Below are 24,442 nucleotides of genomic sequence, written 5' to 3'. Positions count from 1 at the left end.
TATCATTCACGCGTCAGTTGCCATAAACACGGAGTATCCGTTCGACTTCGGCACTGGAAAACCACCAGGGCCTTCGCTCAGGATGACGCGGCATTGTATTTGATAAGACTTCCCGGGCCCGTTCACTGTAACTACAAAGATTTCAAGGGTCTGGGAAAAGAGTTTATCAGTGAAGTTTGCTAACTCTCATATACCGAGTTCTCATTTCATCACCAATTTTGATCTCATTTATTATTTCTCATTCAAATTAATATTCAGCGGCCGACCGGTGCGATGTTTAAACTGGGCCTCGAACAGGTCCGTCGGTTCCGGTACCTGGCCCGGATCAGCAATAAGGTAACCCTTGTCTCCCTCGGGCATTGCCCAAGCAGGCTCTTCGGTGACCGGCGCACCCCGGATCCCAACTAAGGCACCCATCGAGATCGCTTCCGGCTGGTATATCCAGTCCGGGTTACCGTTGGTGATCCGAATATTCCAGTGTACGACACGCTGTCCCAAAAACGGCCCGGTATCGCTCGCCCCACCCGGATTTCCGTCATTGTGAATGGTAATGTCGGTCCGCAGCAGTCCCCACGACATCGCCCGGTGCGAATCAAATGTACCATGGTCCATACGTCCCTTGCGCCATACATTGCCCGTGGAAAGAGCCTCGGTGTTAATACCGTGGTGTACCTCGGCTTCGATACGAAAATCCGAGATCAGGTTATCATGCGAACTCACCCGAAGAGCGGTGGCATGATGCATGCGGGTCCCCTCGATATGAATGCCTGAGACGGTGGTCTGTTTGGCGGATGCGTGAATCAACCCGTTTTCCGCATTCCGTATCTTAACGTTTCGAACATAGCAGTTCAACGCGCGATTTATGTAAATCCCGTTATTGCCGACATCCTCCAGGTGTTCACGAACTGGATGTGCATTCTTAAAGGAAATTTTGAGATTTTCGATTCCGGCATCATGCACATGGGGACCGGGTGTTTTAATTTGGACATCCCATCTTTCAAGCGCATCGATACGCAAGGGCTGATTGAGCGTAACCCTTTTCCCTTCCACGGAATCAATAACAACGGGCCAGAACCATTCCTGCTTCTGAATGAGACGTGCCCCCGATTTCTTCCAGTCATAATTCTTCATTTTGGGACGACCGGCCATCTCCAGCAACAGGGAAAGATCCACCGGGTTGGACCACGCCATGAGCACAAAATCAGCCGCTTGCAACCCGGAGGAATTTTCCACATACACCACCTTGTCACCGCGACTTGCAGGTTTTGCCAGCCCGGTGAGGGTTTTGGCAGTACGCCAGGATTCGGAATTATAGGATCTCTTTTTGCCGTTAAAGGTATCTTCAGGTCCTATCCAGATCATGCCTCCCATCCAGGACCATGCGGAAGCGTGGCCGGATCCGGATCGGTTGGCACCGAGGACTTCGGTCAGTGACGCGTCAAATAAGAGTGTGGTTTTGTCTTGCCCGGACCCGGCCAGCACCACTCCGTCTTGGTGAAGGTAAATAACTCCTGTAAGCCGATATGTTCCCGGTGGTATGTGAACCGTTCCGCCGCCTTTGCCCGCAGCTGCCCTTATGGCGGACCGGAATACATCTATGTCATCCCTCTTTCCGTTGCCTGCAGCTCCGAAATCCCCGACATCGGCTACAACTTCAGGGGCTATCAGCGGTTTTTCGCTGTTGTAATATCCCGCATACGATACATTCGGGATATGCGAATGGGTGTTGGGATTTTGCTTGTATTGCCGCCAAAGATCACGGCTGGTGGTTGTGTCAACTTTGTACTTGCTGGTTTGGATTTCCGCATGAATTCCGGGATCTGCGTATATCATCCCGATGATGCCTGCCGCAAGTACTACCACACTGCATATGTAAGCTATGTTGTTATGGATATCCTGAGAGTGTTTTTGGGTTACTTTTTAATTTATAGGCCGTACTTATGACAAGCTATTTGACTGGATAACTATGAATAAGTGAACAAATTGATAATTAAATACATGGGTTTACTGGCTTTTGCCAAATTTCCTTGCATTTGTGGCCGGATGGAAATCCTTTGCAAGCCTGAGATCTCTACCTGCCGGTACTCCCGGTATGGGTTGTTCATTTTTTCGGTGTGGAAAAAACGAACCAAAAAACTCACCATAAAATCCCAGATATTGTTCTACCGTAGGCTCCAACCCGGCCCTTGCTTATCCACACCACGTGGTTTTACCGGAATCAGGTGCAGGGATTTTCTGGACTTGGGACTGCCCCAAATCCCAGGATTTCTCCCTTCCCCGGCCTCGTGATTTCTGAGCCGCCGGGGCAAACGCAGCATAGGCGCAGGGTAGTTATTTGTGACTGGTTATTAGTTATTTGGGACAAACGAGTAACTAATTCCTAATAACCAATAACTAATCCCGGCGGTGATTTTTGGGGTGTCCGGTTCTTTAGTCCCGAACACCTTCGGGATTTGTTCACACAAAAAGGAACAACTCTATTATTGGAAAGTAGCAAATGTGACTTTTTTGAGGAAGTCCTAAATACAGCGCAACCATTTACCCGAGCCAAAATATACGCCACCAATGGACACGAGCGGGGAGTTTGCACCGGTATTTTAAAAATTTTTTACCCTTCGTGACCCATTGTTACTCCTCCTTTCAACTTTGTGGTACAGCCCAAAAGGCAGAATTAAATGAATCAGAGACAAGATCCTGTGTTCTTTCATTTCTCGTACCGCAGCCAGCGTGCCCCGTGGCCGGGCAGATCGATCCACCCATCCAGGGCAACGGCTTCCCCGGTAGCCACATCACTGGCGCTGTCGTACTCGTAGTAATCGAAATTCAGTTTCACCTTTCGCTGCTCGCCTTCATTCAGCAAAAAGTAATGGTCGGCATCGGGGCTGGCCAGCCGGTAGACGATAGCGCCGTCTGAATGAAAGGGCGTGGTATAATCGCCCATAGTGAATGTTCGGAGCAGCTTTTCCTCTTTGGTATTCCCGGGTCGAAAGCACAACCGCGCCGCCTCGTAGCCCAGGATTACGGCCGTGCCCTTTCCCAGCTGATGCTCGGTGACGGCGGGTTCACCATTGTCGAAGCGGGCGATGATGTCGGCCTCCCGGGGATTCAGCGACCCGATGGAGCCGATCAGCTTCTCCCCGTTCAGGTACCAGTCGCGGTTGATGCCCGAGAAATGGTATTCCCGAAGCACGGTTCCGAACAGTTCTGCAAATTCGGAGTCGGTGCCCCGGGGGAAGAGCGCCGAGTAGGTATCCGTCCACGCACCCGGCATGTCCATCACCAGCCGCCCGCCCTGCTCTACATAATCAGTAAAAATGGGAAGCAGATCCTTGTTTAACGCGATAACTCCGGGCAGGTAGATGATGGGATACCGGTTGGCCAGCCCCGCCTCCAGGTCATCGGGATTCAGGTATTCGAAGGGGATATCGGCGTTGATCAACCCGCGTGTCAGTCCCACGCGCGCCTGCATCGGGCGGTAGCGGAGACTGTCCTGCCCTTTCATGGAAAGCGCGGTCCACATAGCCTCATTGTCCCAGTCGAAAAAGACGCCCACCAGCGGTTCCTTGTGGGCCGCCCAGAGCTCTTCGCGATATTTCTGCATCCCCTGCGCGATCTTGCCGACTTCACGGGCCCGCTCGGTCACATTGTTTTGGTGATCCAGCAGGGCGTACTCCCCCACTTCTGCGCCGGCGGTACGGATGCTCCACGACCAGAGTCCCCAGCCCTTGAACCCGGAGGCGAGCATGCTCAGCGTAAACTGCTGCATCTCCGGGGCATCGACGGTAAAGCCCTTGTTGTTTTGACCGAACTTTTCCCCGCCGAACTGCTGCGGACCGCCGGTTGTTTCCCAGCCGCCGCTCCAGCCGCCCTTGAACATGTCGTTGATGTAGCTGGCCTGCATGTACACGGTGGGACCCAGCTCGTCGTTGACCTGGTCGAAGTGCCAGGTAAAGTGGATGGATGGGTAAAACGACCCGTCATCCTCCATGATGTCGGCGATGCCCGGGAAGTCGACCCCGAACCAGGCGTGCGGACGAAACAGCCCCAGCTCGCCGCCGGCCCGGTAGGGTGCATGGGGGTGCAGTTCATGAAATTCGTCCACCTGTTCCTGCAGGTTGTGCATACCATAGTCGGCCTTGAAGCGCAGGATATCCCGACGGATACGAAACTCGCGGTGGTTGTACTGATCCCAGCGGTTTGCGAAATCGTCCCACGACTCAAAGGCACCACCCCGCGCCTGAAGGTTCGCGTGATGTTGGTTATAGGCGTGATTCAGTGTTTCGATATCCCCGTACCGCTCCCGGGCCCACGCAACGAAGAGCTTCTCGCCTTCCGGTGAAAGGTCGAGCCCGCGCCCGCCAACGGTGGGATCAAACGCCGAGCTGCTGCCGTTCGGAGCATCCCGCCCTGTCGAGTCCTGGTAGGCCATCGATCGCTTGATGCGTTTCTCCATCACCCCTTTTTGATATTCAATCATTTTCGGATGGCGACGGATCTCCTTCATGGTCAGATCCTCCAACCCCAACTCGGCAATCAATTCATCGGTAATCGGCTCCCAGCCGCCCTCGGCATACCACCACGGGATGATGCCCTCTTCCAAGGCGATGAGCTTTATCTCTTCCTCGGACCAGCCGGGCAGCGACATCACCTGCTTGAGGTTGGTAAATCCCAGCTCTTTCATCGTTCGGAAATGCTCGCGAATCTCCTCCTCCCCTTCGCCGGGACGCTGAATGTAGACCACGCCTGCGGGCACCGGTGCTATCTTTTCGAATTTCTGCTGCATCGGGGAGTCATGCATCTGGTCGTATTTATCGTGCATGAAATCGTGGCCCTGCTGGGCGTAAACCGGCAAGGTTACCAATCCCAGAATTAATGCTGATCCCAACAATCGTATGAATCCCCTGTAGTTCATGCGTATTCCCTTATTTTGAAATTTGGTTGTACGGTGTGATTATATTTACAGGCGAATGTCGACGTTCTGTCCCCTAATTGTGGTTGTAAAAACTTGTGGTTTCTTTTGATATGAAAATCAGAAACTTTTATAAACAAGCTCCCAATTCCGGCCATTGGAGTTGTTGTCACAGTGATCACAGCCGGGTAAGCATTCTCTAACTCAACTTCCGCAAAACGGCCATGTAGGTGCTACAAACTTACCCGTAGTATTAGCGGGAAACGGTATGTTCAAAAAAAAATCTCGTGTCTTGGCACCAATAAATGTTCGAATAGCAACCGATTCGGACGCCCTGGGGTGACCCATCCCTATCCGGGCAGGATGGCTTGAATCCGCTGCAAAAGTTGATATAAACGTCTTTCCCCTTGCCCCGCAGGGGGGAAAACAAAAGGAGGTCAACCCACAGCAACAAATCCGATACGTATCCCGACATTATATCGATGGCACAAGACCAGGCCATACCAGGGATCTATATGGGGCGCGTAGCACTACATGCCATCGTTTCCGGTTCACACAGAACGTTTTTTAACATTTTTCGGAAGTTGAGCTAAACAACGCCACGTCATCCTGAGCGGAAGCCCTGGTGGATTTCCAGGGCCGCAGTCGAATGGATCTCAAAGAAATAAGCAGCTGACGTGTGAGTAGTACCACTTAAATAAGCGATGCCCGTATTAAGGAGATCCTTCGGCTGCGACGCACCGAAAAGCTTTCGGTGCTCCTCCAGGATGACGCAACGTTGTTTCAAAACTGTAAAGCCTAAGACAGGCGTCTCCTTCCCTGCTCTGTAGGGAAGGAACAAGGATGGGTCAACCCGGCGGCACCCTAAACGAATCCGCTCATTTATTCTGCAATCAATCCCGAAACACGAATTCCATAATCCGCAGCAGGTGTCCGCCGGAATCCGCGATGATCATTTCGGGTGTGCCGTCGCCGTTGAGGTCCTCGAACAGGATACGGTCCTCCATCGGGTGGCCGTAAGGCAGCTCTTTAAGCACTTTGCCACGATATACTCCATCCAGGTACTCGAAGACCACCATCTGCGACCAGTTGCCCTCGGATGGGACAGCAAGAATCAAGTCGCGCCCGTTGCTCCTAAAGGGCAGTGTCCGCACATTCCAGATATCTTTTGCCGCTTTCCCGCGAATCTCGGGTACCGGGATAGAATTACGTTTCCAATCCGATGAAAAATCGTACCAGTACAGCCGGTCGGTGCTAAATCCGCCGACCACCAGGTCCTGCCCGCTGCCGTTACCACTGAAATTGCCGTTATCGACGTGCAGGGGATGTTCCAGCGTGGTATCGATGACTTGGCTTTGCCACTTCCCTGATACCTTGGCAGGCCGTTCCAGCCAGAAAAGACCTGGCCTGGAACCGGGATTGCGCCCCAGCAGGTGCCGGGCGGTATATACGATATCGTTTTTCTCGCCATCTCCTGAAAATTGCATCAAGTCCGGGACAAGCCACCACGCGCTTTCGTAAGTTGACAAGGTGTGATCCCGCCAGTGTGCAGGATTCAGCGGGTCATCCCCCGTCAGCTCCAGCCGGTGCACACCGCCCACGCCTTCTTTGTTGCCCTCGAACGTGTAAATCAGTTCCGGCCGTCCGTTGCCGTCCAGGTCTTTGACGAAGGAATCCTGCAGGATGGGGCGATTTTCCATGATAGCGGCTGTCTGCCAGGATCGGTCGGCCATCTGCTTATGCAGCAGAATCTGTCCCTGTCGCTGGTCGAGCGAGATGCCCTCGAGGCTACCGTTGCCGTCGAAATCGCCCAGGTCGTTGCCCTCGATCTTGTTGTTGTTGCGCGATTCCCACACCAGGTGGCGCGTCCAGTCGCGCGGGGTGTCGCCTCGCTCAAACCAGAACACCAGGCTGGTGGTACTGGCGGAGGTCAGGATGTCGGTCTTGCCGTCCCCGTTGATATCACCGAGGGCCAGCCCATCGCAATCCGGAACGGAGAGATTGGTGATGGTTTCGAGGCTTTTTATGGTGAATTCGGGATCATCGTTTATACTGCCGTATTGACCAAAACCAGTTGTAGTTACATGCAGCAGAGAAATTAGAATCCAGGTAGAACGAAGGTACTTCTTCATGTTAAATCGATTTAAAATGTTATCCCTAATAATATGAACCACAAAGTAACACGAAGAAGGCACAAAGGGGGCACAAAAAATATTTAAGCCATCTTGGTGTAACTTTGTGCCTACTTTGTGCCACTTTGTGGTGAAGTTTACTCGAAATGTCATCCGAGCTCCATCAAAATACTGTAAACGATATTTTATTTTGGATAGTCAATTGCATAATCCCATTTTCCATCCTCCAGGTCCACCGTTTGAGTAGTCCCGTCAAACCACCGGATTTCGATTTCGGCTGCACCTGTACTGCCTGCCCCAAGCACCTGGATAAAACTGCCCTGCGACCAGTAACCAGCTCCGCTCTGCACATACCGCCGCGGACCCTTCTCCCCGTTTTCATAGACCAGGCGGAGGCTTGATCCCACAGCATCCCGGTTCCGGTCAGGCCCCTTTAACGTCACCCGGTACCCGCGGTTTTCGGCTTGATTGCGGTAGAGTTTCGTTTGCGCGCCGTTCTGGGCGACCACCAAGTCCACCTTGCCGTCGGCATTGTAGTCGGCGAAGCCGGCTCCCCGTTGTTCCCCGTACACCTTGATACCGCTTTTGGATCCGGCAACCGGTTTAAAATTGCCGCTCCCATCCCCTTCAAGCAGCAGGCCGCGTCCCGCATCCAGGCGCGAAACCTGCGGCGGGAACGCGAAAAAGTTCTGGCTGAGGAAGAGGTCCTCGTTCCCGTCATTATTGAAATCGGCCACAGCGGGATGAAAACCCATTGAAAACTGGGCGCGTGGGGGCAGCGGTTTTGCCTCAAAACTGTTCCCATCATTAATAAATACCATGCTCCGGAGGGTATTGATCTGCTTGTACGGCACGTCGTCCAGGCGGCCGCCCAGGATCTCATCCAGGGTGGCATTGGCAAAAGTCTCGTGACTGGTCGTTTTATAGAACGGGAGTTCCTGCTGCTGGTAGGTCAATAATTTCTTCCGGGGCACATAATCCCCCTGTTGATTGGCATAGGAATCGATGATATCGACCCGGCCGTCCCGGTTAAAATCCTCGTAGTACATCCGCAGTGGTTGGCCGAGTTCCATCTGGTAGACACTGTTTTCCCCGATGTTGGCGGCGGCGATATCGGGCTGGCCGTTATTGGTGAAATCGCCGACCGCCACCCCGTTCCACCAGCCGCGGTACTGGTCCAGCCCGTATTCAGCGGTGACTTCCTCAAAACGACCGCCGTTGTTCTTGAACAGGAGCAGCGGTCCCCACTCGGTGCTCAGCAGCAGGTCCTGGCGGCCGTTCTGTGTGACATCCGCGAATACCGCCCCGGTCACATTACCGATATTTTCAAACAGCCCGCTGTTCTGCTCGTCCAGCCGAAACGAATCGCCTTCATTAATAAACAGCCGCGAGCTGGCGCTCTGCGGGTAGATGCCGGGTTTCAGCCGCCCGCCCACAAACAGGTCCGGGTAACCGTCCTCGTTGATATCGGCGGCGGCCAGCGGGCCCGTCGTGGAGTGCACGCCCGGGATGGCAGAGCTTTGCACTAACCCGTTTTCGTCTATGGTGTAGATATAAGCGGAGGGATGCTCCGGGCCTTTCTGCTCCAGGTTGGAGCTGCCCACCACCAGCTTCGTTTGATCGCCCTGCCGCCAGCCGATGATCGCCGTCTGGTCGCCGGGGGCCGTTTGGGTAGCAGGTCCCAATTCAACGGTATCAAAAGATCCGTCCCCGCTGTTTTGGAACACTGCCATGCGGCCTCCTTTTCCTGATGCGATCAACAGGTCATCACGGCCGTCCCGGTTTATATCAAGCCAGGCGATCCCGGGCCCCAGCTGGCTCAGCCGGGTGGGCATCAGCGCCTGGAGATTGAAATCGGGGAATGTATCCTCATGGTGTGAATGACTTATGTAGGCGGATTGCTCCCTGAATACCGGTGATTGGGATGATTCTCTTTCTTCAGTTTTTTCGTTCGAGACATTTTGTTTGCTGGATTCATCAATTTCATAGACCCGGTTGGCCTTCACGCTGTCGATGACCGTCTGCCCGCCGCCCGGCCAGCTGACTCTTATCGTGTGATTGGAGTCCGGGGCGGCCGCAAACATCGCCATCGGCTCGGAATGGGACAGGTAATCGCCGCCTGCTGAAAGCTGCTCTTCCTGCGCGGGCACCGGTCCGCCCAGCAGCTCAACCCTGGCACCGATCGCCTGCGTGTTCGGCGGATTCCCGTTCAGGCGCACGGCTATACGCGGGGCACTGCTCACATTCTCGTAGATTACCGACGGACTGTTAAGCCGGTTGATGATCGCATCCTGGTCCCCGTCGTTGTCCAGGTCGGCCAGCGCCATGCCCTGCGAGACATCCTCCTCGCCGATAGCCCAGTCTTCCGTTTTGTCGGTAAAGGTCAGGTCCCCGTCATTCCGGAGTACCCGGTTCGGCTGCTTCAGCTCGGGGGCTTTTTTCATGAACTCCACGTAGTGATCCATGATATTTTGTCCCGATTCGTGCAGGGCAATCTGCGCGTCGATATCCAGCGCATCCCAGAGGTACCCGGTGGCAATGAGCAGATCTTCATACCCATCCAGGTCTATATCCAGAAAACGCGTAGCCCACGACCAGTCCGTGGCCTCGGTGTTGCTGTAGTAGGCGATCTGCGCGTAGGTATGGTCCCGCCGCTGCAGCAGCAGGGAGTTGCGGTTGTAGACCGGCCTCGATTCGATATCGCCGATCGGTATTTCATCCGGGTCCTCCGGGCCGGCCTGCGTCAGCCGCTTCGAGTGCTTCGTACTCAGCATCTCGGAAATAAAGATATCCTGGTAGCCGTCCCGGTTGATATCGGAAAAATCGACCGCCATGCTGAAGTTACTGAGGCTCCGGATCTTCTGCCAGTCGATCAGCTTAAACCGCCCGTTACCCTGGTTCATCCACAACCGGTCGGGGGCTTCAAAATCGTTGCAGATATAAAGGTCGATCAGCCCGTCACCGTCCAGATCCTGGAACCGGGCGGTGAGCCCCCAGTCGGGCTGCAGCCCCAGGAAGTTCCCGTTTTGATCCAGGAACATCTCTTCGAGATCGGTGTCGCTGACTTTTTCAAATTCACCGCCCTCGTTCAGGTATAGCTCGTCCACCTCCCCGATCTCGTACCGGCCCGCCACTTTGCCGTCCTCGTAGTGAATTTTAAAATGCTGGTCGAACGGCGGGGCCAGCTCATACTTTTTGGAGAGATTGCCGAGAGGCTCGGTGAGGATGTTGTTCCATTCGATCTGGTTGGAGGAATACAGGTCGTAGACCGACTTCTCCTTGTACTTGGCGATATACAGGTCCAGATACCCGTTCCCTGTGATATCGGCCAGGGCCATCGTCGTGCTGCCGTTGGCTTCTCCCAGCGCGGTGTCTTCCCGGCGGTGAAACTGCCCGTTTCCATCGTTGATGTAGAGCGCGTTTTCCTTGCTGAAACAGGTCACCAGCAGATCCAGGTGCCCATCCCCGTTAACATCGGCAAAAACGGCACCGGTCGAGTAATATCCTTCATGAGCCACACCGGCCTGATCCGTGATATCCCTGAACTCCATGCCACCCATATTTTTGTACAGCCGGTTGGGGCCGTTCAGGGCGCTAAAATAGAGGTCGACCAGCCCGTCACCGTCGATATCGCCGGCGGCCACCCCGGAGCCGTTCATCAGGTGGCGGTTCTCGCCGATCTCCTCCAGCGTGAGCCGGTTGGTGAAATCGATATTAGTATCCGAGGAAGAGAGCTGACGGAAGCCGGGTTGCCCCTCTTCAGCCGGGGTTAACTCTTCAAACCGGTAGCCCTTGCCGTCACCGCCTGCCGCCTTTTGACCGGACTCTTCCGGGGCAGAGTGCGAACAGCCAATGAGCAGGCTTAAGCTAGTTATAAATATGATTGCGTTTATAATTTTCAACGACGAGTGTTTATTTAATTGTTTCCATGTTATTCTATTTTGCCCGCTCATTTGGTTTACCCCTGAAGGGGACTTTCCTAAAGTGCCTAATTCTGAGGATATCATCCGAAAATGGATTATAAATATTTTCAAAGTTTTGAAATTGGCAGATTTGATCTTAAATGCAATTCTGCAAGTCCCCTTTAGGGGATTTAGGGGTGCCCAATACAAGCAGAAAAATACTCAGGCTTCAAACAGCAGACACCATTTTCTACTGATAAGTCCGCGAATAACCTGCTTTGACTTGAAATCACATTGTACAAAGCCTTTTTCAATATCTCATTTCAGGCAGATCAATCAATCTTAAAATTCCTGGCTTGTTCACCAGTGAACAGACGGTTGTTAACCTGATCCAGTACGAAACTTTTGTCCCCGATTTGTACACGAATTCCATTTGTACCGCGTTCCAGGCTCCGCATATCCGGCGGTACTCCGCGGCCGGTCCAGCCGATCACAAAAAACTGAGTATTTTCCGCCTTTTGGTTTATCTGGAGTGATTCCCCGGTTTCCAGGTCCGCTGCTTCGGGGGCGATTACCCATCCGTGAAAGCGACCTTCACGCTCATTTTGGATGGTAAATGTAGGCAGCTTTTTTTCGGTTCCCGTTTCAACAGTCAAACCCCAGAGCGGTTCATGCGAGCCGTAATTCAGGTTCCAGGTATAGCTCATGGTGCTGTCCGCCTCCAGCCGGTCCGCCACCGCCACCAGCGCTTCATTCTTTTCGGGATCGGCGAACTGTACCAACATGTGCCGGCGATAGCGATCCACTCCCAGTTTCCCATACTGAGCTCCGCCGTCGATTACGGAATAGCCCCCGTTTTCATATTGCTCAAAATGCACCTGCCTGCCGGTCGTATTTTCAGCTCCCGTTTTACCGTTCATCAGCACTTTGCTGTAATAACGGGGAGCCCGCTCCTTGTTCGGTCCCCCGATGAACATTTTTTGAAATCCAATCAGGCCGAGTTGTCCCGCCTCGGTTTGCGACCAGGCATGGCTGTGGTCCGAGCCGTCGGCGATAAGATTGGCAAAAATGTCATCAGGATTCTTCCAGCGGTTGCGGAACAGCGTCGTGCCCCACCCGCTGCGGATCGCTTTCGGATACACGCCGGTGGGATCTTTGGCTTCCAGCTCCTCCGGGTAGTAGAGCATCGCCCAGATGGTGCCCTGGCGTTTGAAGTCGTATCGCTGTGACGGATCATCCCGGGGGACAGCCAGCTTGCCGGTGTGCCGGTCGTACCACCACAGGTAGTAGGGCAAATCCTCTTCCGGTGCCCAGTTCAGCAGCAGGCTGGCCCAGCCCTCTTCGTTGATCGCGGGGCCGCCCACGCCGGACATCAGGTAGATCTTGTGCCCGGTCATCGTTCCATTTTGGGGAATACCGGCAAACGACCCGGCATATATCGCCTGCCTGTGCCAGTCGATACTGCGGGCCGCCTGGTACAGTTCGTCGTCCCCCACGCTTTGGGCGGCATAGATAGCCGGCAGCAGGAAGATGCCGCCGTAACTCGTATAGCCGATCCCTTCCTGCGTTACCCCGAGATTGTCGTACCCGTTACGGATATGCTTTTTCAGGTGCTCCTTGATCGTCTCGTACCGCTCGGACCTGCTTTTTTCCTCACCCACCGCCAGCATCATGATCAGTTCCCCGCCGCGGCAGACCGCCGTCCAGTTGGAGCCGTAGGTGTGGTCGATGTTGGCGTGGTAATACTCCTCCCAGGCATCAAGAGCAGTAACAATTTTTTGCCGGATATAGGCCCGCTGTTCCGCGCTCCAGGCATCGTGCAACCAGTCGTAGGCCAGGGCAAATCCCATTCCCACCGTGGCACGAGACAGGCCGTAGCCCTCCTCCGGCAGGCGCCCGTCGGGGTCCGGATCTTCATGCACGGCCACCAGGGTTTCATAAGCGATATCGGCATATTTCTCATTACCGGTCAACTGGTACAGGAAAGCAGCGCTCTGCGCCAGGTAGGAGCGGGCGTAATTCCAGTTGGATTCGGTGGCCCCAAAGGCCTCGTACCCATCCTTGACTTTTTCTTTCAACAGTTGAAAAGCTTCAGCATGATGGGAGCCTTCCACCTCAACGGCCTGCCGTATTTGCTGAAGACGATCTTCTTGCAAAAACAGCCGGGGATGCTGAACGAAATTACCGGCTGTTCTGGAATTTTGAGCTACAGCCGGTGTTGCATTAAAAACCAGCAGACAACACGTTAACAAGCCACACGCAGGAAAAAGAAATAAATTTTTGATATGTTGCATGTTCATCTGATTAAATAACTTTCGTTTCAATACGTTCATCAATTACAATAACCAAATCATTTTAAAAAATGAGTTCCACATAAGAGGATACAAACCGATCCGTAGAAGAACCGGAAAATGAAGAATGCCGGCTGGTTGAAGATCCGGAAACCGGGTTGACATTGTTATCAGGTCCGGCCTTTACAAAAGAGGACATCGCACGGGATTTTCCGGAAGATTCAGATCGTGATGCTATTATCTTAAGACGACCCGTTGGGTTATGAGTGTTTTGTTCGACAGTAATTTGCTGATCGCTTTGCTTGTTAAATCTCATCCAAATCATCAAGAATCTTCCATTCTGTTTAAAAAATATGCGGATCAGTCCACCTCCTTTTACATGGCTACCCACTCGCTGGCGGAAGTGTATCGAAACCTGACCAGAGGGTTGGGGTACCCTTAATTTTACAGCGAATGAAACTTTCCAAATAATCCATCAGTCCATGCTACCTATTTTTAAGCAAATCAGTCTGGCGGAAGAGGATTATTTAGGTGTGCTAAACTATGTAAAGGAGTACAATCTTGAAGGCCCAATTGTCTATGATGCCCTGATAGCCAGAGCTGCCGAAAAGGCCTCTGTACATGCACTAGTAATCTTCAACACCAAAGATTTCAACCGAATAACTTCATTGACCTCCGCTGAACTCATCCACCCTTGATTCCTTTCTGCTACCTTTCATTATCGAAACCATTGAATGCCTCCTTCCACTCGTTTCTAAGCTCATTTTTGATTTCCGGTGAGATATCGTCATCCATGAGATTATTAAACTCATGCGGATCCTCCCGAAGGTTAAATATTTCTTCCGTACCGCTGTGGTACCGGTTATAGACCCACTCTTTGGAGCGAATCGATCTGCCGTGTTTGGTTTCTATCTTTACATACTCTATTTCATCGATTTCCTCGTTTTTAAAGAGCGGCAGCAGGCTCCTGCCCTGGACCCTGTCGTGATACGGTAATCCGGCCAGCTCTGCTATCGTCGGATAGATATCCACAAATTCAACGAGTCCGTCGTACTGCTGCACGCCGCCGGATTGCGTGGGATCATGAATAATCAACGGGGACCTGTTCGATTCCTCGTAGAGATAGTTCTTGAACCAGAGCCCGTGCTCGCCGAGCTGAAACCCGTGATCGCTGACCAGCGCAACGATGGTATTCTCCCGCAGTCCTTCCTCTTCCAGGACCTCCAGGATGCGTCCTACCTGTTCATCCACAAACGTGATCGAGGCATAATAGGCTCTGATGGCCCGCTTGTGCTCGTTTTTGGTGATATCATAGTCGGAAGCAAAGTAGTCGAGCACGATCTCCGGGATGTCCGCCCGGTCATCGGGATGAGCGGGAGGCAGGGTGATATCGGCGGTGTCATACATCGCAAAAAAGCGTTCCGGGGCCACCAGGGGTACATGGGGACGAATAAACCCCGGTGCGATAAAGAACGGCTCATCTTTGTGCTCCCTGATCAGCTCGATGGTACGGGTTGCGACGTTGTAATCGTGCTGCAGGCTGTCGTGCTTCTTCGCCTTGAGCCAGCTGATGGCTCCGCCGGTGCCGACGGTGTCCTCCTCGTAGGGCGTGGCGTTGTAAAACACGCCGTTGGTGTTGAGCTCAAATCCCTTGCAGTTATGGGTGATATCCCACGAGCGCGGGTCGTCCGCACCGGAAGAACAGACCGCTATGTCATCGGGAACGCCCATATGGAAGATTTTACCGGCCCGGGCCGTAAAATAGCCGTTTTCCCTGAAGAGCTGGGGCAGGGTGACCAGGTCCGGGATATTATCCCTCAGGCCATCCGACAAATTCTTGACTCCCACTTTACCGGGATACATACCGGTCAGCAGCGAAGCTCGTGAGGGATTGCAGAGCGGAAACTGGGTGTAGGCCTGGGTAAACTGGATGCCGTTTTCGTCCAGCCGGTCGATATTCGGCGATTTAACCACGGAATTGCCATAACTGCCCAGGTCGGTCGTGAGGTCATCGATCATGATGAACAGTACATTTTTTCGGGGATTGGACTGATCGGGAGCCTGCCTACAGGAAAGCATCCCGGCTATCAGAAGCACCAGACAGCCTGCGATAGAAATATTTATGATTTTGCTTTCAGGGAATTTCATGATCCGATTTATCTGCTTACTGTGTATGTCGTTCAATTTATTTTAAATTTTAATACCAGTACAGCATCTGCGAGATCAGCGTAATCTGCGGGAGAATATTAGTGCCCAAATGGCGCAGATATCGCATATTTTCGGTCAACCACTTTGCATAGGTAATGGATAAATATTGCTCATTATGTTGCTAGCTTTAATTTTGAGGAGAAAGCCAGCTAATCATCTTCATAGCTAGGCCTACCGTAAAAAATCACAATATCCTCTTTCCGATGATAGAAATGTTCCTTTTTGGGTGAACAAAAACGAACACTCCCCGCCAGAGGAAAGGCTATTGTGACTTTTTGAGGAAGCCATATTTAATGGTGCCCCACCTCCGGTTCCTAACGATCTACCGCTGATTACGCTGATCTCGCAGATAGCACAAAAAACATCAATCCGATCTGGTAAACCGATAATCTTGTTTATCATAATTACTTCTTTGTACATTCATTCTTTTCGCATTTCGGTAGTTGTATCGAATGGTCATCTATATAGATCTCATCAGCTGTTTTCCCGCTGCTAATTTGGGGATGGGACGCCCCTTTCGGGAGCAGCGTCAACACCACGGTGATATGGCCCTCATTTGCCACGTCGATCCACTTGTTATACTGGTAGTTCTTCCCGCGGTAGTCGATACCGGGATTATGCCGCTCGGTTTCACCGCCGTACCGTACGCGCCCGGTGGTTATGTCCAGCGGCTGCTCCACGCCTAAAATTGTGGCACGCAGGCTGGCCCCGTCGGGGTTGGTGATTGTGAATCCGCCTTCGTGCACGTCGACGGTATTGTATTCCGGCGTATTCAGCCGCCAAATTTCACCGTTGTCCGATTCATAATCGAGCACAAATACCCCGCCCTGGTCCTCAAAAACGGAGTAATCGACCACGAAGCAGGTCTGCTGGTTTTTGACGCCTGTGTTGCTCCCCCGCCCGCAGGCAAAACCTGATCCGTCCGGTAAGGTCTCAAATCCTAAAAAAGTACCTTCGCTTTTTATGCCCTCCTGGTCTTTCGAGACGGGACCCGGAAACAGGTTGGTCTGGCCGGCCACAAGCTGCGTGCGTCCCGCGCCGTCGATAAAGAACGAACCCAGCCCGATCAGTCGCACGGTGTTGGCATCCGGTCCCCAGTGCCCGGCAAAGCGCTCCGCCGAGGTGTTGTAGGTGGCCACGATATCATTTTCGTTGCGGAACCGGTCGCGGAATACCACCACGCCCTGCTGCTCGTCGGCATAGGTTTGCCAGCCGATCGACGCCGGGTTCTTTGCCTCCACCGTTTCCGGGTAGTAGAGCAGGCTGTAAATATTGCCGCGGTCCAGGTAATCGTGCATCCACTTGAGTGCCGGCAGCTGACGTTCCGGGTAGAGACGGAATCCCATGCCGATCAGCCCGGATCCCATATTCTGGTTGTCGTCGGAAAGGTCGGCCTTGACACCGACCTCACTCTCCTGCCGCTCGATGGAGACCGTCGAGGTCATGATCCCCCAAAGCGACTGCTCCGATGCCGGTTCGAAAAAACGCAGCACACTTGGGATCTGGTCGCCCAGCCGGTTCTCAAATGCAATCAGCGCCGGACCGATGAACGACCAGTTGTAGGCGTGGTACCCCATGCTCTCCGCACTCCAGCCATTTTCCAGCAGATTTATCTCCATGTGGTCAGATAACCGCTTGAAGGTGTCCCAACGGAGCGGCTCCATGATCGACGGCTCCCCGGCGGTGGGATTGTCCCACACTAGGCTGGCAAACAGGACGGCTCCCCAGCGCACGCCCATCCAGTTGCTGACGAGACTGTAATTGGCTTCGCGACCCATATTAGCCGAAGTGGCGTAGGTGATTTTGTAGATCTGCCGGTTTACGTCATCCCGCTGCGGCTGCGACCAGGCCGGGTAGCAGTGGTCATAGGCCACGGCCATACCCCGGAGCATGGCAGCCCGTGTCAATCCCCTTGACACGGGATTATTGAAAATCTGATCATCCCTGAACACCTCTCTCAGGTTGGAATATGCGCGGTCAGCCCACATTTGTTCGCCGGTAAAGGTATACAGCAGGCACTGGTCACCCGCCAGTTTAGCCGTTTCCTGGGCTTCGTAAGAAGTGCCATAATCGACATCCCGCACCTTCTCCCGGAAATTCCCAAACCAGCTTTTATAGGGTTCCGTCTTGATGCGCTCGCGCAATTCCGGAACGTCATCCAGGGATATCAAACCGCGGGGATGCTCGCCGGTGGCGTGCTTGCCTTGCAGGGTGTCGGTATTGATGAGCCAGTCCCAGACCGGATTTTCCTGGGATAAAGCGTGCCGGGGGAGCAATGCTATAACCAGGAACCAGAAAAACAGGCTTTTAAGGGTATTGGTAATCTTTCGTTTCATGCTGAAGAAGCGGGTGTAGATTTTGAACTAAACATTAGAACCATCTCAATGGGTATGTTCATTTTTTCAACGACGAAAAAACGAACCAAAAAAGTCGCCGGCTGGTGAAATTTTTGTCGCGTTCCCTGCGTCTACGCTAAAACCATTTAACTCGATCCGCTGGGAAACGCGGATCTCAAACAGAAATGGTTTCTTTACGCTCCGCCTGCACTCACTATACCAACAAAAATTTCAAAAGGCCGGTTGCTATATTAACTCAAATCTCATATCCATATTTAGATTAATTTAACTTGCCACATACGATTCCGTGAAAATGCAGCCCACTATGTAAGTGGACCGCACTTGCTTACAATAATCCCGGTGGGGTACACCTTTCAGGTGTGCTCCACCTTGAAAAGGCTATTGGCTTACCACCGTCTTAATCTCCAGAGGCATGGACTGGCCGGGCACCACGCTAAAGCGGTTGCCGATCTCCATATCCTTGTTGGCCGGCACCCGGTAGCGCACGCTGTAGTCGCCGTAAAAACCGTGGAAGCGCAGGTAGCCGTCGCCGTTGGTTACCAAGCTCTCTTCGGTGGTCCACCGGTCGTTGATTAGTTTGTCAATGGTGTGATACACCGGGCGAAGGTTGTAAGCCGGGGATAGTTCCCCCTCCCACTTTACCGCATCACCCATCACACCCCAGAAATAGAAATCCTTGATCGCGGGGTGCCCGAAGGCGACGGTCATGAAATCTTCCGTGTAGCGGGCCATCGCCTCGTCCGGATCGTCGCTCATGTACTTTTCCAGGCCGCTCTCCTGCAGGTCATCCTCGCCCACGAAATATTCGGTAACCTGCAGCGGCACGCCGGCGGCCGACATCTCATCAAAATAATCGACCGTCTGCTGCAGGGTGATCGGCATGTCGATGTGGCACTGCAGTCCGATGGCGTTCGGCTGGCACCCTTGCCCGGAAAGCCGCTGCACGATCTCGATATACCGCTTGCGCTGCAACTCGTTGGTCACCTTGCGGCCGTCCTGGGAAGTTAGTCCGCGTCCGACGAACGCGTTCGGATTGGTCCCGTAGTCGTTCAGCAGGTAGGCGGCATCCGGATTTTCCTCCCGTGCCCACTGAATGATGGTGCAGATCATATCGACGATATTTTCATAGGACTCCAGGTAGGGCCACTCGCGTTTATCAAAATTTTTCATGGCGGGCTCCCAGAGAATCTCGTTAAGCAGATCCCACTCCAGCACCTGGTCTTTGAAGCGGGAGGTCAGATCCCGTATGCGCACCTCCACATAGTTCATCTGGGTTTCATACGGGTATTTTTCCAGCCAGTCGGGCACCGCCTTCGGCACGGTCCAGAACAGGTTGTGACCCTTGGGAGCGATATTGTGAGCAAGTGCCCATTCCACGGAATCGATGAAACCGTCCAGGTCCAGTTCCCCCTGCTGATCGGCTGTTTTGGCCAGGTTGTTGCGAGGGCGCTCCGTCCAGTAGCAGGTACAATTCAGGGCGTTGAACAGGTTGGCGTATAGGTCGCGGTAATTTTCGAGCCGCTCCGCACGGGCATCCCCGACCCGGTACATCTGGTCCATCGCAACGTTGTTGTCGCCGAATTTGAAATGGTGCTGCTGCAGCTTCACATCCACCGGGAAGTTGGTCAGCGGTTTACCGTCCTGCCCGACCAATCGAACGGCGACGTCGCCCTTCCGGTACGTGTCGATATTTTGCCGGGCGGCCTCCAGCACCTCCTCATCACTGCGCAGTTTCCCGTTTGCAAATTTACTGTTTGATGCCAGGGCCGGGTTCGTGGATTGGGTGTCGACCGACAATCCTTTGGCGCCCAGCGCCGTTCCGGCCAGTCCGAGGGCGGAGTGCGTCAGGAATTCTTTTCTGGAGAGATTGCTCATTGAAATTACTTTTTTATTTGAATTCACGCAGACCCTCAGGGTTTCGGTAATCCAGAGGATCTTGTCACAAAATCACTTTTCAAAGCGCAACCAGCGGCCGCTGTGGCTTTCCACCATCACGGATTTTCCGAGCTCGTGGGTTTCACCGGTAACCGGACTGGTAACCCTGCTGTATTCATAGTCCCGGATATCCAGATTTACCATCTTGTCCTGGTTGCTGTCGTTCAGCAAAAAGTAGTGGTCAGCCTCAGGGGCCGCTATCCGGTAGGCGATCGCCTCCTCGGAGTGGAACGGGACGTCGTAGGGACCCAGCGCGTAATCCCTGAGCATCTGTTCGGCCTCTTTATTGCCCGGTTTAAACGTCATGTGAGAAGCTTCGTAGCCCAGCAGAACGGCCGTTCCCTCTCCCAGATGATGCTCCGTGATGGCCGGTTCTCCGCGATCGGAAAAGCTGGCTACCACATCGGCCGTATACGGGGTGATGCCCGCCGTAACGCCGTGCACCTCAAAATCCCCGATACTGTTGGGGCGGTTCTTGTCGGCTTTCTGGTAGTCGTGGATGGCGGCCCCGAACAGTTGTTCAAATTTGCTGCCTTTTCCCGTGTCCAGCAGTTGGGTGTAGGAGTCGTACCACGCGCCCGGCATATCCATCACCAGCCGGCCGCCGTTTTCGACGTACTCGGTCAGGATCCCGAACATATCCTTTTCGATAGCCAGCGTTGCCGACATGTAGATAACCCGGTACCGCTGGGCAAGTCCCTTTCTCAGGTCAGACTCCGTGACATACTCGAACGGAACGTCACCGTTGATCAAGGCCCGGCTGGCACCTACACGCGCTTCAATCGGAAACATCCTGAAATCATCTTCGCCGTGTACGGCTATGGTGGTCCAGACCGCCTCGTTGTTCCAGTCGGCAAATACGCCCACATAAGGCTCTTTTTGTGCATCCCAGAGTTCATCGCGGTATTCCTGCAGCGCCTGCCCGATTTTTCCCACCTTCCGTGCGCGAGGCGTGATTTCGTTATTTTTTCCCAGCAGGCTGTATTCGCCCGCCTCCCAGCCGGCGGTGCGTGCGCTCCAGGCCCACAGGCCGAATCCTTTAAAACCTGCGGCAATATGATTGTAGATGAACTGGGTCATGGTATGGTCATCCACCTTAAATCCATGGCCGCTGCCGCTGAAATACTGGGGACCACCGGTCGACTCCCACGCGGCCGCCCATCCGCCTTTAAAAATATCGGTGGCGTAGGAGGCCTGCATGAAGGTGGGGCGCAGCACCTCGTTGTCCACACGCTCGAAATGCCATGAAAAGTGCATGGAGGGATAAAAGGTGCCGAAATCGGTCATCACTTCGGCGATGCCCTCGAGGTCCACGTTGTACCAGGTTTGCGGGTAAAACAGTCCCAGCTCACCGCCGCCGCGGTAGGGGGCGTGGGGATAAAAATCGGTAAATCTCTGGGCATCATTGCGGATATTGTCGAGGTTGTGATCCGCCTTGAAGCGGAAAACATCCCTTATGTGCCTGTATTCCTTGGTACTGAGATTCTTCCAGTTCTTTTCAAAATCCTCCCAGGAACTGAATCCGATCTGGCCGTAATCCCCGATATTGAGTCCCGCGTGATCCTGGTTGTATGCCTCGTTTAATTTCTCAATGGTTCCATACTGCTCTTTGGCCCATTCCACAAACAGCTCTTCACCCTCTTCTGTGAGGTCCATTTCAGTGCCGCCCACCTGTGGATCGAAGGCGGTGCTGCTTCCATCCGGAGCTTCCTGGTTGGGGTTTTGCTCCTTGAACTCCGCGGTCTTCCGCACGCGATCCTTCATCACCTCGAGCTGGTATTCCTGCATTTTGGGGTGATTGCGAATGTCCTCGACAGGGGTATCTTCGGGTATTCCCAGCTCGTTCAGCAGCTCGTCACTGATGGCCTCCCAGCCGCCCTGGCTGTACCACCACGGGATGATGCCCTCTTCCAGCGCAATCATCTTCACCTCTTCTTCACTCCATTCCGGGGTGGTCATCAGCTGCTTCAAATTGGTGTACCCCAGCTTTTTCATGGTCCGGAAGTGCCAGCGGATGTCCTCCTCGGTATCGCCGGGCCGCATCACATACACCGCCCCGATCGGCATGGGGGCAATTTTTTCGAATTTCTCCTGCACTGGGGAGTGGTGCATGTTGGCGTACTTCTCCTTTAGGTAATCGTGGTTATCCTGGGCGGTGGCGGCTGTACCGGCAATCAGTGTTGCCATTAAAGCGGATATCAGCAGGCAGAATATTTTTTGTGTATTCATAACATTCGTCATTTAGTTATTAATTAAACGGGCATCAGAAAATTTAAGATTGCCGTTTTACGGTTGGAGGTAGTCAATTTGAAGAGTTAACTGGACGCGCTGTAAAGTGATCAAAAAGACTGTGTAGCCCAACATTGATTCCTAAAGATCATTAGGTCAGGTTAAGAAAAATTGTGCATACCGCTTATATGGTCTTTGGATACCTTTTTAGTAGTGTTCATTTTTTCACCGATGAAAAAATGAACCAAAAAAATCGCCGGCTGGTGAAATTTTTGTTTCCCGACAGCTGTCGGGGCTTAACGCTCCGGCTGCGGTCACTGTACCAACAAAAATTTCAAAGGCCGGCAGACAACCTCTTCTCGTACTTATTTTTATTATATAGTTCACGTTAAATATTATCACTTCCACAGGATCACCACGGTTTCACGGGGTCCCAGGAATATTTCATTCCCTTCAGTGTTTACCTGGTCTTTTTTGCCCCAAAGCAGGTCCGCTTTCAAATCCGGGTGTTTCACATGCAGTACGGTTCGCTTTGGTTGTTCGGTGCCGTTGGTAACCACCGTTACATACCGACCCTCATTTTCCATGATGCGAAGCACACAACCTTCGCACTGTTTTTTAAAACGGAACGGAACCTGATCGATCAAATCTCCGGTATAATAGCGGATAAAACCGGTCAGCCCTTTATTGTCCTTCTGCCAGGCCCCGAGCCCGACCAGGGAGGGCACCCAAATGCTTTCTCCACCACCAACCGAATGCCGGGTTCCTGTCGTCCAGCCGTTTTCATCCCCGATCGAACTGCTGCCCATCGCCTCGATCTCCCCGACCCAGAGATGATACGGCAGCGTAACATCGGGTTCATTCAGTTCTATATTCCCGTATGGACTTAACAGGCGTATCTCCGTGTATCTTCCCCCAAAAGTTTCTTGCAGGGGGAAATCGTCTTTGGTCGGCCAGAAATCACGGTATTGGTCATAAATCCCCGTCAATCCGCTGGCCAGCAGGGTGTTTCCGCTGGTTACAAAGGTCTCTAGTCCCTCCGCCTGTTCTTTGGTCACGGAGGTGACATGCGGTAAAATGATCATCCTGGATTCCCCGGTATTCCGATTCCAGCCAAAATCGTGCATATGTTTGATGCGCACCGGGATCCCCAGCTCCTGGAACGCCTCGTAATAGGCCAGGGCCGAAAGCACGTGCGCATTTCGTTTGCGCCCGATATGATCCTCTTCCACATCGATATTCCAGCCCTCGGTGGCCAGCTGCAGGGTCATGGTTTCCAGGCTCAGCATGATGGTTACGGGAGCGGTAACCGGTTCTGCCCCCGCAAAGAAATCGCTGTGCTTGTTCACAATTTTGGCAATCTGGCCGGCGGTTTTGATGCGCTCGCTGGGGCGGCCCTGGAAGTCAAGCAGAGACCAGTCGGAATCGGCATTCAAGGTCCAGAAAATGGCTCTGTCGGCGCCGGAACCGATAATCGTCCACAGGAACTGGGCGATATCCTTCTCGGTAGGATGAAACGGGTAGGCCGGCCGGTACAGGTTGTTGCCCCCCTGTAGCTCGGTAATCCAGAACGGTTTCGGCTCGGCGCTGCCGCGAAGCAGGGCCGACTCATAGGCGGCCCCCAGCGCATACTGATCGCGATCCAGGATACCCCCGAAATGCCAGGACGGGTGCATCGATCCCCCGATATGATCCAGCACCGCACGCCAGGAAGGCAGATCGGTGGAAATGTTGGTGACGTTGCTAATCAGCGAGTGGCCGTTGGCGTGCAGCTGGGTTTTCTTGTCATATTTGCGTACCTCGCTGCCGATCCAGTCCAGGTACCAGGTCATGTGGAAGCGCCAGAACGTGTACCAGTCCACGAAGGCACGGGAAGGACCCTGCTCCCAGCTGTCCCGGTAGGTAACTTCTTCAAAGGAGGCGTAATCGCCCCACATCTGGTCAACAGAGCCGTATTTTTCACGCAGCCAATCCCGGAAGCGGCTCATCGGCAGCGGGTCGGTGGCGGGAAAGGTGCCGGGTTCGTTCAGCAGCATCCAGGTATCCAGGGCCGGGTGGTCCTTGTACCTGTTCACCACGGTTTTGATGTAGTGGCGCGCCTCGTGCATATCCTCCCGGTTTTTCAGCATCACCGATACACCCGTACCCGCCGGACCCAGCGTGGGGCAGATTCCGACCCCGTATTTTTCGGCGGCATTAAAAGCGGCATCGTATTTTGAAAAATCCCACTTCTCCGGGCTGAACGGGTCCAGCGTAACCCAGATACGGGCCACCGGCATGTTGTGTTCATACAGGATTTTGAACAGCGAATCGATCTGCTGCGGGTCGTCCGGCAGGCCTACCTGCGAGCCTATTTCCGGTACCTGGGCCGAAGCCGAAACAGAGAATAATACAACCAGCAATATTGCGATCGACAGTTCACCACATTTTTCCAAGAGTGATTTCATAAGCCTGCGATTTAATTTCACATAAAATTTGC

General features: G+C 53.4%; 10 protein-coding genes. All 10 read right to left on the bottom strand.

Features of this window, described 5'->3' with window-relative positions; genetic code table 11:
* Window positions 1-231: 231 nt before the first annotated feature.
* Window positions 232-1,863, bottom strand: a complete 1,632-nt coding sequence (locus tag ACG2F4_RS13915) for a glycosyl hydrolase family 28-related protein (protein WP_395261488.1) — start codon at window positions 1,861-1,863, stop codon at window positions 232-234.
* Between the two features lie 841 nt (window positions 1,864-2,704).
* A complete protein-coding gene (locus ACG2F4_RS13910; protein ID WP_395261487.1) occupies window positions 2,705-4,912 on the bottom strand; it encodes a beta-galactosidase trimerization domain-containing protein in 2,208 nt (735 codons plus the stop codon).
* An 890-nt stretch (window positions 4,913-5,802) separates the two neighbouring features.
* Window positions 5,803-7,041, bottom strand: coding sequence for an FG-GAP repeat domain-containing protein (locus tag ACG2F4_RS13905; protein ID WP_395261486.1), 1,239 nt, complete (start codon window positions 7,039-7,041; stop codon window positions 5,803-5,805).
* Window positions 7,042-7,226: 185 nt separating this feature from the next.
* The gene (locus tag ACG2F4_RS13900) at window positions 7,227-10,943 is read right to left on the bottom strand and encodes an FG-GAP-like repeat-containing protein (protein WP_395261485.1); all 3,717 of its coding nucleotides are present in this window, start codon (window positions 10,941-10,943) and stop codon (window positions 7,227-7,229) included.
* Window positions 10,944-11,275: 332 nt separating this feature from the next.
* Window positions 11,276-13,099 carry a hypothetical protein gene (locus tag ACG2F4_RS13895; RefSeq protein WP_395261484.1) on the bottom strand — a complete coding sequence of 608 codons (1,824 nt, stop codon included), beginning with the start codon at window positions 13,097-13,099 and terminating at the stop codon, window positions 11,276-11,278.
* Between the two features lie 843 nt (window positions 13,100-13,942).
* Window positions 13,943-15,382 (bottom strand): sulfatase, encoded by a 1,440-nt coding sequence (locus ACG2F4_RS13890; protein WP_395261483.1) that lies wholly within the window; start codon window positions 15,380-15,382, stop codon window positions 13,943-13,945.
* 464 nt (window positions 15,383-15,846) lie between these two features.
* Entirely contained in the window at window positions 15,847-17,778 is a 1,932-nt protein-coding gene (locus ACG2F4_RS13885) for a hypothetical protein (protein ID WP_395261482.1), read from the bottom strand.
* Window positions 17,779-18,177: 399 nt separating this feature from the next.
* The gene (locus tag ACG2F4_RS13880) at window positions 18,178-19,674 is read right to left on the bottom strand and encodes an endo-1,4-beta-xylanase (protein WP_395261481.1); all 1,497 of its coding nucleotides are present in this window, start codon (window positions 19,672-19,674) and stop codon (window positions 18,178-18,180) included.
* A 72-nt stretch (window positions 19,675-19,746) separates the two neighbouring features.
* Window positions 19,747-21,963: a beta-galactosidase trimerization domain-containing protein gene (locus ACG2F4_RS13875; protein ID WP_395261480.1), complete on the bottom strand. Its 2,217-nt coding sequence runs from the start codon at window positions 21,961-21,963 to the stop codon at window positions 19,747-19,749.
* Between the two features lie 398 nt (window positions 21,964-22,361).
* Window positions 22,362-24,410, bottom strand: a complete 2,049-nt coding sequence (locus ACG2F4_RS13870) for a beta-galactosidase (protein WP_395261479.1) — start codon at window positions 24,408-24,410, stop codon at window positions 22,362-22,364.
* Between the last annotated feature and the right edge of the window lie 32 nt (window positions 24,411-24,442).

The sequence above is a fragment of the Halalkalibaculum sp. DA3122 genome, from assembly GCF_043951865.1.
GTDB lineage: Bacteria > Bacteroidota > Rhodothermia > Balneolales > Balneolaceae > JAMQKA01.
This window is presented reverse-complemented; position numbering and strand designations above follow the sequence as displayed.